This is a genomic window from Paraburkholderia sp. SIMBA_054, assembly GCF_046534875.1.
GTDB classification, from domain to species: domain Bacteria; phylum Pseudomonadota; class Gammaproteobacteria; order Burkholderiales; family Burkholderiaceae; genus Paraburkholderia; species Paraburkholderia hospita.
Map to the genome: position 1 here is coordinate 1 of NZ_JAWRXV010000044.1, position 13,127 is coordinate 13,127.

The 13,127-nt window shown below is 58.0% G+C and carries 9 protein-coding genes; 1 reads left to right on the top strand and 8 read right to left on the bottom strand.

The window, feature by feature from the left end:
- Positions 1 to 45: 45 nt before the first annotated feature.
- Positions 46 to 1,191 (bottom strand): alpha-amylase family glycosyl hydrolase, encoded by a 1,146-nt coding sequence (locus SB822_RS38005; protein ID WP_410857016.1) that lies wholly within the window; start codon positions 1,189 to 1,191, stop codon positions 46 to 48.
- Positions 1,192 to 1,323: 132 nt separating this feature from the next.
- On the opposite strand from SB822_RS38005, the gene SB822_RS38010 reads away from it, so the two are divergent.
- On the top strand, positions 1,324 to 2,703 hold the full coding sequence (locus SB822_RS38010) for an IS4 family transposase (protein WP_410857017.1): 1,380 nt from the start codon (positions 1,324 to 1,326) through the stop codon (positions 2,701 to 2,703).
- Positions 2,704 to 3,206: 503 nt separating this feature from the next.
- Here the strand turns inward: SB822_RS38010 and SB822_RS38015 are convergent.
- From SB822_RS38015 to SB822_RS38045, 7 genes are all read right to left on the bottom strand, one after another.
- Positions 3,207 to 3,395, bottom strand: a complete 189-nt coding sequence (locus SB822_RS38015) for a hypothetical protein (RefSeq protein ID WP_410857018.1) — start codon at positions 3,393 to 3,395, stop codon at positions 3,207 to 3,209.
- Positions 3,396 to 3,524: 129 nt separating this feature from the next.
- Positions 3,525 to 4,052: a TniQ family protein gene (locus tag SB822_RS38020; protein WP_410857019.1), complete on the bottom strand. Its 528-nt coding sequence runs from the start codon at positions 4,050 to 4,052 to the stop codon at positions 3,525 to 3,527.
- Positions 4,030 to 4,899: a TniB family NTP-binding protein gene (locus tag SB822_RS38025; RefSeq protein WP_410857020.1), complete on the bottom strand. Its 870-nt coding sequence runs from the start codon at positions 4,897 to 4,899 to the stop codon at positions 4,030 to 4,032. The genes SB822_RS38020 and SB822_RS38025 overlap by 23 nt, the downstream gene beginning before the upstream one ends.
- An 8-nt stretch (positions 4,900 to 4,907) precedes the next feature.
- On the bottom strand, positions 4,908 to 6,533 hold the full coding sequence (locus SB822_RS38030; protein ID WP_410857021.1) for a Mu transposase C-terminal domain-containing protein: 1,626 nt from the start codon (positions 6,531 to 6,533) through the stop codon (positions 4,908 to 4,910).
- Positions 6,534 to 6,970: 437 nt separating this feature from the next.
- Entirely contained in the window at positions 6,971 to 9,178 is a 2,208-nt protein-coding gene (locus SB822_RS38035; protein WP_410857022.1) for a S8 family peptidase, read from the bottom strand.
- Positions 9,171 to 10,271 carry an AAA family ATPase gene (locus SB822_RS38040; RefSeq protein WP_410857023.1) on the bottom strand — a complete coding sequence of 367 codons (1,101 nt, stop codon included), beginning with the start codon at positions 10,269 to 10,271 and terminating at the stop codon, positions 9,171 to 9,173. Before SB822_RS38040 ends, SB822_RS38035 begins: the two co-directional genes overlap by 8 nt.
- 1,088 nt (positions 10,272 to 11,359) lie before the next feature.
- Positions 11,360 to 13,051, bottom strand: a complete 1,692-nt coding sequence (locus tag SB822_RS38045; RefSeq protein WP_410857024.1) for a phage integrase family protein — start codon at positions 13,049 to 13,051, stop codon at positions 11,360 to 11,362.
- Positions 13,052 to 13,127: the final 76 nt, after the last annotated feature.

Below are 13,127 nucleotides of genomic sequence, written 5' to 3' on the forward strand. Positions count from 1 at the left end.
TCGTCTTCAACCTGCACCTCTGAGTTCTCTTCAAATGATGAAAATTCAGAGGCGACAACTAGTGTGACGCCGGGGGCCGTGTGAGCTAATGACGCCGTTCTCGACATTCTTGCGGTTTTGATACATCGCCGCGAGATTCGAGGGTGCGCTAGAGCCCTTCATCGTCGCCGTCAACGCGTAGAACAGCGGATAGTCGAGCGCCGCATCAACTCCAACCATATCAGTTGAGGACGCGAGCACGTTGCGGCCGATGAAACGGGCTATCTGGTCCTCGCCGCCCCACACCTCTCCAAACGTGAAAAAGTTCTTCTTGCCGACACTCAACGCGAACTCACGAATGGCATTGCCGAAGCGCAAGGCGAAACTCGGGTCGAGAAACTTGAGCGTATCGATGCGAAATCCGTCGATATCAAATGCTGCAATCAGGTACTGGTACGCCTGGATGAGAAAATTGCCAAGCTCATAGTTCGCGCTCATCATCTGCTTCGATGAGCCGAAGTCGCCCACCGTCTCAACAGGGCCGCCTCCGCCCTCCCGACGAAAGAATTCGTTCTGTCTCAGTTCGGTCGGCAGCACTGCGCCGTCTGTCGGGTCGGTGATTTGAAAGGCATCTGTCCAGTCTTCACGCGCGTTGCCCTCGGCGTCTCTCCACTGAATGTCGTAGGGATGGTCCTGGTAAGGTGCCGTCGACTGATTGCCCGGGTAGGCGAACACATCACCAGTATGGTTGAGCACGATGTCGAAGATGACATAGATGCCAAGCTCGTGTGCCGCTGCAACGAAGGCTCTGAGCTCCGTCTCAATATCCTGCACGCCTGAGCCGAATCGCGGGTCGATTTCCAGAAAATTTTCAATGCCGTAACCGTGATAGCTCCCCTCGTTGGGCGCTCCCTGGAGCAGTCGTCCGTTCCTGAGGACCGGTGTACACCAGACTGCCCCCACCCCCAGTCCCTTGAGGTATCCGAGCTGTGCCTTCATCCCGGCGAGCGTTCCTCCCTGGAATGTCTGAGTGTCGAGGTCGTACGGCAAGGCCGGCGACGCCTTCGAGTTATTGAAGCGGTCAACCATCAGAAAATAAATCCAGCAGTCACGCCAGTCCTCTGGCGACGCTGTCAAGCCGTTCGCGGGAATGCCTTGTTTCGCGCTTTTGAGCTTGTCCGCAACCGTGGCATCGCTAAGCTTGGTTGGCATGTTTGCCTCGGCTCTAGGTCTGAGATTTACCCACAAATGGACGCAGCATTTTGGTAGCGGCGCACGAGGTGCTTGTAAACGGCGGCAGACAATGTTAACTTCGCGCAACTTCATTGCCTGTGATGTATAGCATTGTCTGGCACCGACGACCTTGACGATTGGGCGAGCGATGAGTTTGGCGCGGCGGACTTGGGCGACGCGCGCCTGACTCAGCGACTCGTCGCGCTCGCGCGCCGGCTGTCGCAGAGTCCGCAGTGCTCGTTTCCGCAGTCGCTCAACGGACCGGAGCTCAAGGCTGCCTATCGCTTCTTCGACAATCCGCAAGTCGATACCGACGGCGTGCTGGGCCCGCATATCGGCCAGACGCTTGGCCGCATGCAGCAGGTGCCCGTCGTGCTGGCCGCACAGGACACCACCGAATTTAATCTGGCGCATCTTCCTGCCACCGAGGGCCTGGGCTATGGCACCGGCAACAATCTGCGCGGCTTCATGATGCATAGCCTGCTGGCGGTGACGCCCGAGGGCTTGCCGCTTGGCGTGCTGGGCATGAAGACCTGGGTGCGTCCGCCACAGGAGTATGGCAAGAGGCAGCAGCGCAAGCAGCGGCCAATCCAGGAGAAGGAGAGCGTCAAATGGCTCGAAGGTAGCGAGCATCTTGCCGCACTCAAGGCGCACTGCCCGAACACGCGCATCGTCGGCGTGAGCGATCGTGAAGGCGACGTCTATGACGTGTTTGTGGCCGAGCGACCCGCCGGCGTCGATTGGCTGGTTCGCGCGTCCTGGAACCGGCGCGTCGCCCATCCTGAGAAATATCTGTGGGAGACCATTATGGCGGCGCCGGTGCTGGGCGAGACCGAGCTGCAGGTGCCGGCTACCGCGAAGAGGCTGGCGCGCACCGCTCGGCTGACGGTGCGTTGCATCCCGGTGCGGCTGCGCCCGCCGCGCGCGCGCCGCAGCGAGAAGCTGCCGGAGGTCGAAGTGTTCGCGATTCACGCGCTGGAGACTGACGCCGACGAAGGCATCGAACCGCTCGAATGGCTGCTGCTGAGTTCGGTGCCCACGCACACGCACGAAGGAGCGCTTGAACGCCTCGCGTGGTACGCGCGCCGGTGGACCATTGAATCGTGGCATCGCGTTCTCAAGAGCGGATGCCGTGTCGAAGCACGGCAATTCGGCAACCTCGATCGGTTCGTCCGTGCCACCGCGTTGTTTGCAGTGATCAGCTGGCGCATTCTGTATGCGACGCTGCTTGCCCGGCTCGATGGCGACTTGCCGTGTGAAGTGCTGCTGCAGCCCGTCGAATGGCGTGCGTTGTACTGCCGCGTGCACGGCACTACCAAACTGCCTGACAAGCCGCCAACGCTAGCCCAGGTCGTATTGTGGATCGCCAGGCTCGGTGGCTATCTGAACCGCAAGCACGATCGCCCACCCGGGCCGACCGTCATCTGGCGCGGGTTTCTCGCACTGCATGAGATCACTCAGATGTACCGGATTTTTAGGCAAAACGAATGACGTACCGCTTAAAGATGTGGGAGAACCCCAGGGTTGGGACCGAGACAGCTATCTTCACGACCAGAAAGAGCGGTTAGAAGAGAATCGGGCGCGATACGAAGCTGCCTTGCAGAAATCGGAGTCGGAGCTGAACAACCTCTAACCCACGATCTGGGTGCCATGGATTAATGGCTCAAAAAAAGCCCGTCACCGGATGGTGACGGGCTTTGCGCTTACGCGTTCACAGACGACGTTTCCGGTTCGGGGCCGTCGATGTCAAATCCAAGGTTCTCAACCCAACGGGCCTACATCCACTTCTCTGCCCAAAATCCGCACGCCCCACAGTACTTGACTCGTTTCGTGGACGTATGAGTCATCGCGTTCTCTACACGTGGAAAACCTTGTAAATGGCGATGATGACAAGCGCCGTTATCGCAAGCCCGAATTGCCAGGGTTCGCTCGAAGCGACGAGTTTGCGTTCCTTTGGGTCGTGACGCCACAAGCTCATTGCTTTCTCCCATTGATTACCGTTTCGCTGCCTGTTGCAGTTCGATGTCCGTCAACTGCCTGCGATGCAGATACGCAGCGGGCACCTTAGGAACCGAAACAAGGTGCGGAGCCTTCCCCTCGGCGGCATGGTCGGGGCCGAACGCGCCGACAAGGCCGATGACTTCCCCGCCCTCTTTCAGACCCCACGCAGCAAGGTTCCACACAACGGGCGGCTCTTTATCGCGGTGCAGAACACTTCCGAGCCGAGATGAAAGAAGCCGCCGTCCGGTGTTGAAGTTCGAAATTTGTGCTAATGGCGTCCGTTGACATGCTAGTCGTGTCCGTTAATTCTGCTAACGCAGCCGTCGGTGGCCCTCGAACATTCGTTTCTCGCGATAACGGCTGATCGCGTGCAGCGCGGCAGCAAAGTGACCCGACAGCCGAAATACAGAGGCGGGGACTGTTTCAAAAAGCGTGTGATGTACGCTACAGAATTCGGCTGTCGGATCGAGCCACTCACGTTTCCAGCGAGGCACTGAAACGTCCGCGTCGTTCAGCACAAGGCATCTGAAGCAGTACGGTAAGCAACGCCAGTTGAAGAGCCAGGTCGTTGGCGTCTGGATGTGTCTCAATCTGTCTTCATCAAGGCGTGCGAGCGTTGCGAATCGTTGAAGCGCTAGCTGAGAAATCGGAGGGAAAAGAATCCATCCGGCAGTTCCAAGCGAAGGCAGCGGCTCGCTTGCGCTCATCTGCCACAGCATCACAACGCTCACCTGATATCGCGCCGCGACACGGCCTAACCAGCCACCGAAGGCCTCCTCGTAGAAGGGCCTTGGGGCAACCGGCCATGGGACGATGTTACTGCGCGACTCGGCAGACATGTTCAAGATGCGTAATACCGATAAATTCGTCGCCATTGCGAATCGATAGCTCGGCCGCATTGTTCAGCAACGTGGATATTTCGCCGGTCAGTCCGCCGCTCGCGCTCATAACAAACTGAACAATCTCGCGTCGTGTGAGATCCGATGGTTTGCGCAGTGGCAGCACGCGTTCGAAGGCCGCGAGAAGCCGCCGCAGACCATCGCTCTCCCGCCATCGTGGAATTTCGAACGGCGCGTAACGACTAATCATCTGGGTATCCGTTTGAAGCGCCAGCACCGCGTCACGGGTGCCGACCAGAACCATGCTGATCTGAAGGTCGTTAGCCAGAAATTTCAGGAGATTCAGCGACGCGCGCTGTTCGCGATAGGAGCCGGCAAGCAGGTGATGCACCTCATCAACGACCAGCATGCGCGGCGACATCCGCTTGAGAATCTCGCGAGCTAACCGTTCAAGGGCTGCCAAGCCGGAAGCGGCATTGTGCGGGGCACCTAGTTCGAATAGTAAGCCCGAATAGAATCGATGCTGGTCAGGGGTCGGTGGCATCTGCATCGCGATGACCGGACAACGTTCGACCCCGCTTCTCTCGTCAAACTCGTTCGGATGGGCGCGCCGAAATTTGGCCGTTATTTTCGTCTTGCCAATATTTGAATCACCGTGCAGGAGCAGGCACGGCATACGGTCGCGGCGAGGCGTCTCAAACAGGCGCTCAAGTTGCTGCAGGGCTTGCGTCGCGCGGGGATAGTCGATCCAGCGGTCTCGAAGAAGTCCGAGAATTCGTTCGTCGTTCCCCAACTCGACCTGCTGTCTGGCGGCCGGTAGCAAATGCGCAAGTGCCCCATCCTTCACGTGTCACCTCACCATTGCTCGACATCGAACGCCTGAACCGGCGTGGCGTAGTCGACCACCTCTGCCTCCTCCGTCACATTACGCCCGTACGGGACAATGCTGTCGCGCAACTCTTCCAATGGGACGATCTTTTTGCGTGACCGTCGACGTGCACGGGCTGTTGTCTGTTTGGCTTTAGAAATTACCCGCCGTTGCTCTTCTATTGTCCTGAAGATCAGCGTCTCAGAGACAGTGTGCTGTCCCTCCGACCTGATGGCATGCAACGCTGCCCGGTGTTCGAAAAGGGAAATTGCCGGCCGCCGCATGTCCGCGTAACGGACTTCGAGGTAGTTGCCGCTCCCTGTTGTCACAAAAACACGCGAGAGATCCTCGGGATGATATCGAACGGTGACCGCCTGCCGGGTCTGGCGCCACGCAACGAAAATTGGATGCCAGTAACGAACATGAAAAAGCGTCAGTCCATCAGCCTGGATTTTCCTTTGCGCTACAGGCAAAAAGCGAATCAGGAACCTGAGCTCAGCGTCGCTGGACGCAGGAAGCTGCCTCGAATCAAGGCTACGGGCAAGCATCCGCCACGTGTCGGCCGGCGTCGCTCCGAGCAGCCCGCGATGCGGAACGTGGTGGTAGTGCCTGGCGATCTCGATCGCGAGCCATTGCTCGAATTCTCTTAGCGTCAATGAGGCCGTCTTTTCAGACTGTCGCGCCTTGCGTCCTTTAGGAGATGATCCAGTCGCCCCCGGTAAGCCACGGACACGCTCCATCAGGGTGCGGTTCAGGCGTTCAATATGACCGCCAAAATGAGGGCGCCCGACTGGGCGATACATCAGGTGGATACCGTATTCCCGACATCCACTGCGAAGCGCCCTGCTCTTGAATTCGGCAGCATTATCAAGATGTAGAACGCTCGGAATCCCACGCATCAGCCACTCTGCGTCCGCGCCGATCTTCGCGAGCCAAGGGCTTTTTGGCAGTGCCGCTCTGGTCAGCAGCAAACCAACGGTAGCCGCTCCCGGACGCTCCATGCCGACGTAAAAACTCAACACGCACCTGGTTGCAACGTCCAGAGCAATAGTCAGCCACGGGCGGCCAATCACCTGCCTGTCGTATTCGCTAACCAGAACCACATCCGCCTGGGTATGGTCGACCTGAACGATTTCCAGAGGATAGTTTGCGACAAGCGAACCTGGCGCTGCCAGCGCATTGGGAAGGGCCGCGCGCTGCAAGGCGTCCGCCTCGCGATGCTGAGCCCACCGCCGGCCTATGGTAGTTCGGCCTGGTGGATGCAGTCCGGCAAGCTCACATCTGCGTCGAACCTCCAGCACGAGATCAGTTGCAGGATGCGCCAAATGTCGTTGAGTGGGCAACCAGACGTGCACTACTTCGTCGATCACTGCCTCGACAGCGCCTCCCAATCGATGGTTGCCCCCGGATGGGCCTCGTTGTTTCGGAATGACGGCGCTCGTTACAGGGTTTGCCAGAAACTTCCGCCGAAGCCGATATACCGTGGTCCAATGGACGCCCAGCAGGTTAGCGGCCAACACCGCGCGCTTTTTCGGCAGCGGCCCTCGCCCCAACGGCCGGAGGACATCTGCTACTTTTGCCGCACGGCTAACCGCTTCCTCCGAAACCGTCATTACCGCTCCTTATCGGGTCTCCTCAGACGCGTTAGCAGAATTAAAGGACAAGCGGAGCGCGTTAGCAAAATAAACGGACATCCGAGCGTGCGAGCGTTGCTAAAACGCAACGTGGAGAAAGGCGCCGAAAACGGCGGCAATGCCTTATTTCGCGGGTGTAAGACCCTGTATTACATTAGCGTAACCTACGGACATGATTAGCAGTTTTTAAGGACTTCAACACCCGTCGTGCTGTGGGCCGGCTGGCCAATCTTCGCGCGATTTGTGCAATCGCTGCTCAATCGGAGTCCGAACATGTGGACGCTGATAGGATTGGGGCGAGCGGCAGGTCGGCAAGATCTCGTCTTCGATTCCCGCATGCTTAGCTACGTCGCTTGGTGCGCGCGCACCTTCCGACGAAATGAATGGCGGTGCAACTTCGTTGCGTATTACATCGATTAGTTTGCGTCAAGGTCGATATCCGCGCGCAATTCCACGGGAACTAGAACTTTGTACTTTTGCCGCACTAGGTTGTATATGTTTGGAACACCCTCAGCCTTGATGGTAACAACGAGGGCGAAGTGAACATCAGGGGCCGATTGAATTTTCTTGATGCTTCGCCCCGCTTCACGGGCATGATATTCAACGTCGAAGACCGGACCCACTAGACTGTTTGGCTCACGAAATTCACGCGTTCTATGCAGAGCTGTTTCCCATTTATGGGCTCCGTCACGTTGCTGCCGCTCGGTTTTCCGATATTGCGATGCCATCCCAAAAAACTCGGTTGTCTCAGATTCATCCAACCCAAAACGTGGTCGAAAGACGACTCCCATGCCAGATCGAGTGTAATTTATTGCATGCTCTGGATCGGTATCCGCGTGCAAGCAGAACGTGGCCTTGATTTCGACGACTCCCGGCAACGCGGCATCTGGAAAAGGAATGGGACAGCGGCGGTACTCCCCTTTGGCTAACGTAGCTTGGAATATAACCGTGACCGTCCCTGGAGCACACTCCAAAATCTCCACCGTCGACTCTCTAAAGCGACCCCAGCCGATTTCATCCCTTTTGTGTCCTTTTCCGCGTTCCGCGTGATGGATCATCAACGCTTTTATTGCAATTGAAGACAGGTCAAGCGTGGTGCTCGCATCGATTCCTGCCGCGGTTCTTAGAGCAAGCGGTGCGGCATAACTCGTACCTTGAACTCCCACGACACTTCCGAGCAACGGGTTGAAAACAGTGAACGGCTCGGCCTCACTGCCGCCAAACGCAACACCATCTGGTTTGACATATCTCGGGCTTCGGCCAGGTCCAACGCAGCTGTATTTGGCCCGTTTCCACTTGGCGCCCGCAGAATCAGCTGCTCCAACGGCCAACGCGTTGACCATATCGCCCGGTGGCTGAATTCTATTCGCGTCTTCAGCCTCTCCATCATTCCCGACCGCCACCGTTACGAATATTCCGTGCCGGGAGCAAAGCTGATCGAGAGTAGCAGTCCACGCGTGCACCTCACCATCGTCGATCGGCATATGCGGGCCGAGACTCAAATTGGCAAACTTGTAGTCACCCGTATCGAGAGCCGCTTTAATTCGAAGAAGTACGTCAAAAAGATCCGGATCGTGGCCTGATGCAGGGCTCAAAACACGATAATGATCCACAGGCAGATAGGGGCGGCCTAGGCGCACGTCTTTATTCGTGGGCCTTCCGAACAAAAACGTGGATGTCACTTCACTTCCGTGCATCAGCAGTTGGCCGTGAGTACTCTTCGTAGCGTCGTACACAATCTCGTTGGCCCACGGTTTCAGATCGTCAGTCCCTAAGCCGCCATCGAAAATGGCGACACGGTCACTTGTGTGCATGGCCCCGTCTCGTGGCAACTCACAAATGATTTCGGGGTGCGACTGCCGAACGACGTTTGGGATCGCTGTCCGGATTGTCGGCATCGGCCTTGCAATCCGCAAAAACGAAAACTCCGTCAATCGCCGCATAGTTGCCGCCGAAGCGCGCACTGGCACGAATGTCAATCCGCCAACTTGGATACGCCTGCCTAGTTCCGCTCGCGCGTTTAGCTTTTTCGCGAACGAGGCGAACGCGGCAACGATATCCTCCTCCTTCGATCCCGCATGAAGGGCAACTTCGAAAGAGTGTTCATCGAGGTCAGCAGGAAGTTGGCCCTTGAACTTATCTTCTCCAGCAATCCAAGAGATTGATTCAATTTCCGTCAGTTCCTGCTGAACTAATGCCGACGTACGCTCTGACTGCAGAAGTGCCGATAGCGTATTAACGTCCGCAGCATTACCGGCGACATAGAGCGTTGCTGTCGCTTGTTGCTTTCCCTCGTCTTTGGGGGTCGTCACCTTCCTTGGGATAACGGTCGACTCCCTACTTCCAACGTCACGCAGTCCTGCCGCTCGAAGGAGGTTAACAGGGTAGTAGCTCCTTGCAAGGAACGCTGGATGCAGAGTCAGTAGGAAAACGCCCTCTCCTCTCGGCTTGCTTCCCTCGGGCAACGCGCGAATGGCTGCCTCGACTGTCGCGATAGAGTCGCCGATCATCGCACGGGTATCAGCGATTTGATAAGGGCGCTTTTTTGGACCCGATCCGCGCTTGATCTCACTCGCAGTGGCTAGCTTCTCGCCACCGCTAAGCAATAGGTTTCTCTCAGCCATTTTTTATATCCCCGCTTTTAAAGTCTTTAATCACCCTTCCAACTGTCGGATGAGTGATATCGAGCTCTTCCGCAATCTTCCGTTGCGACGCGCCACGTAACCACAGCTGGATGATTCTCATATTGCGCATCGTAGGCGCCAACGCATCTTCGTTCGTTGCAGAATCGAGAGCGATCTCGAGAATCGTCTGATCAAGATCCCTTTCATCGAGCACAGAAGCTTTCTTTGCCCTTATGAGCATCTGTTGAACTACTGCATAGGACTGTCCCACAAGCATTTTCGCAATTCCTTCTGCGAGACCGGCGGTCACCCCATCTTTGGATAGCAGTCTTGTAATTACAGCGGCCGCGGGCATGTCAAAGTCGATGCTCGCGTCGAACCGACGCCAGACAGCAGGATCTAGCATGTCTGGATGATTTGTCGCTGCGACGAGCAGAGACGTGGAAGGCCATTCATCAATCGCCTGCAACAGCGCCGTGACTAGCCGTTTTAGCTCGCCCACGTCGCGATCGTCATCTCGCTTTTTCGCTATAGCGTCAAACTCGTCGAGTAGCAAAACACAAGGAAAGCTCTTCGCATAATCGATCACCGCCCTAATGTTTGTGCCAGTCTTTCCCAATAGGCTGCTCATGACCGTCGCAAGATCGAGTGTCAAGAGCGGCAATTGCAGTTCACGGGCGAGCCAACAAGCAGCCAACGTTTTGCCCACACCGGGCGGGCCCTTGAACAGACACGCCCGGATCGGTTCCAGGCCTGCCTCTAGAAGACGACTTGCAGCCGCCCGTTCCCGCACGACCCCTGAAAGAAATTTCAGGATCGGTTCCGGCCACTCAGGCTCGACCTCCAGAATTATGCGGGTCGTCTCTCGCAAGAGAGCATTTCTGCTGTCCATGTCCACTGGTGCCGGCGTCAACGACATATCCCGAACCATTGATTCAGGTGTAAGAAGTGCAGCAATTCTTGCTGCGGCTGCCTCGTCCGTTTTTTTTAGCTTGCTGGCCAGCCGACGGGTTAAGAGCGCCACACTCGACGCGTTCCCTTTTACCCCCTGCTGAACCAGCCCACACAAGTCCTCAATCGTTATTTCTACCATTCAAAGCACCGTACCATTTGGGTTTCGTAGCAAATGGTAAATGAAAAGTGATCAATTTTCCACTACAGTTTCCACGATAATTCTGATGAGTAGACTGTGGGCGGTTTACACGCGGCGTGACGCGCAGGCTTAAGTTCGTGAGTGTCTCGCTTTTGGCGGAACACATACCCGAATCCGCCACTTTCGGCCGTTGCTGTTTTTGGGATGGCGTATCGGCGAGGAAGTCGAGCCCCGCCGATGCTGCCGAGCACCGAGGTCATTCTTCCTCTCCAGCGCGGCCGTTGCCAAGCCTCCCATCATCCGACATGGAAATAGGGTAAGGGTGAGCGGATTGGCGGGTGTCTCATCAAAATCGGCAAAGATGCGGCCACTGCCAGTCGTCTGTGCTTTGGCCTCCGGCGTCGGCGGCAGTTCCATCAGGTTCGCGTCATCAGTCATTGGCCTTCGGATCCTTACGAAACGACCTCAATGCCAACCACAACCAGAGCTGATCAACCCGCACAGCGCCGAGCGGAAGCCGCTGGTCCGTTTGCCTCCCCTATAGCCTCGCCGGCATCACAGCCGCGTCGAGCCTCCGGTGAATCAAGGACGCTAAGGTCAACAGATCCTCGGTCGGTTCTCGTCATGTTCCAGTTCACGCGCGCCGCATGTGAGGTGGTGTGCGCTATCTCGCGTGGCTTAAGGGGGCGACCGCATTGCAATTCATTTTGTTACTTTCATGATCGCCTTCGTGATAAACGGGTCGATTGTCAGCCCCACCGTTACCTGCGCGTCACCTTGCCGCTGCGACGGCCTCCGCTCCCCGCTTGTCACTGCTCATGCAGCGTTGGCCCCCTGCCCGGCTGCCACCATGCATCGACACTTACGCTAGATCCAGCTGAATTCGCCCTTGCCGATTAAGGTCACGTTGTCTGCGCTGGCCATAAACGCCGGATACATGGCAAGGCGTGAACGATTCTTGGAGGCCCTTGCAGTTTTGGTAACTGCACTTTCGTACCCTGGCCCCTGACCACGATTCGGCCGAATTGCTATCATAAGCCCGTAGGTTATAAGGCAGCGTGATTTGCGTTGATTTCGGAATAAGGGAGTCAGTCAGTAAATGCCTGCCCAAACTGCCGCGCCCGCTTTACATCGTCCGCATGCAAGTAAATCGATGTGGTCGAAATCGATGCATGACGAAGGTTGTCCCGGACGGCGCTGAGTTCGACACCCCTGGCGATCGCGTGAGTGGCATGCGTGTGCCTCATCCAGTGCGGCGTAGCCTGACGGAGTTTCTCAGCCAGCGCCGGATGGTCGTTTTCAATAATCTGCGCCGCCTGCCGGAAAAACCTCCGCATGACTTCCCACAACCGCAGCGGCTTGATGCCGGCATCGCCGTCGTCCAGGCTACCGATCAGCGGCGTGCCGGGATTCCAGCGCGCCCGGCTCACCGCCAGGCTCCGCTCCTGCAGGTACCGGTCCAGCGCGGTGCGAGCGAGCGGTGTCAGTGTCACCCTGGCGGGCTTGCCGCCTTTGCCGGTGACATGAAGCCAGTGATCGCCGACGGCGTCGACCTCGATGTTTCGCAGGGTCGCATTGGCCAGTTCGCTGATCCGCAGTCCCGTCGCGTAACCGAAATCCAGCATGAAACGAACTCGCTGAGCAGCGGCAGCCTGCCAGCCGTACGACCACTCGAGCCCGTTGGCGATGGTGCGCGTGAGCAGCCATTCTCCTTCGGTGAAGGCGTGTTTGGTTTCCACTGCCGTGGCGCGCTTGCTCCCGCGTACCTTGATGCCGGCAAAGGGATTGGCTACTACGTAGCGTTGCTCCACCAGCCAGCGGAACATGGCGCTGAGCACGGCAAGTGCATGGGCAATTGAGCGGGCCGAAAGATTATCGACGAACGGGCGCCAGTCGGGTGACGTGCGCGGCCGCGGTGGTCCGACCCAGCGCTCACGTGGTGTCGGCCTGCGCAGAAACGCCCGATATTCGGTGGCATCCCGGGTGGTCAGGGAAGACAACGCAGTCCCTCGTGCAACGATGGCCCACAGGATCAGCCGTTCGGCTTCCTTACGGTAGGCGCGCTGCGTAGCTGGGGACTCGTGCAACGCTAGCCAGGCCTGGACGGCGTCGTAATCGTTGTCGACACCCAGGGTACAGGTCGGCAGCGGCGCGCGGAAGGCGCCAGCGGATCCATCGACCTCATGCGGGAGCCGTAACTCCTCCCACGGCGTCACGACTGACGGCAGGTCGGCGACGATCAGTGCGCGGGCCCGCTCCGTGAGTGCTGGATGCGCGGCAAAGAAGGCCTCGATCCGTTTCGCACTGGCCGGGCCGAGCGCCGGTATGGCACTCCACCACTGCCGGCGACGAGGAATCCGTACCGTGAGATCAGCCAGGGTCCGGATACCCGCCGCGTGCAGGACACGGACAGCGCGCTCCGGCAACCAGCGCGTGATGTCGTCCCCGATCTGCGGGGTCGGTAAAGGTAGCGTACGCAACGTTCCGACAGCCTGCGTGGTGGCGCGGGAATGATGTCTGCGCCTGTGGGCCGGGCATTCGAACAGCGCAGCCAGATCCTCCCGCTGCCGGCAGCGGGCGTAAAGTGCGAGTCGCCGGCGGATCTGGCCGATGACGCCGCGTGCAGACTGCCCCTGAACGAGCCGGTCCCGCAGGTACCGGCTGGCCGCGTCACGCGAGGATGCGCCTTCGTACCAGGCGCGCAGCGCTGCAAGCGCGTCGACACCGGGGAAATCGTTCGACATGTCGGCGGCGGACGTGTTCGGGTGACGCGTTTTCATGACATCGAGTTTAGTTCAAAAACGACCGTACAGAGATAATAAAGCTTATCTCTGTATCAATCTGAAAAGACGTCGC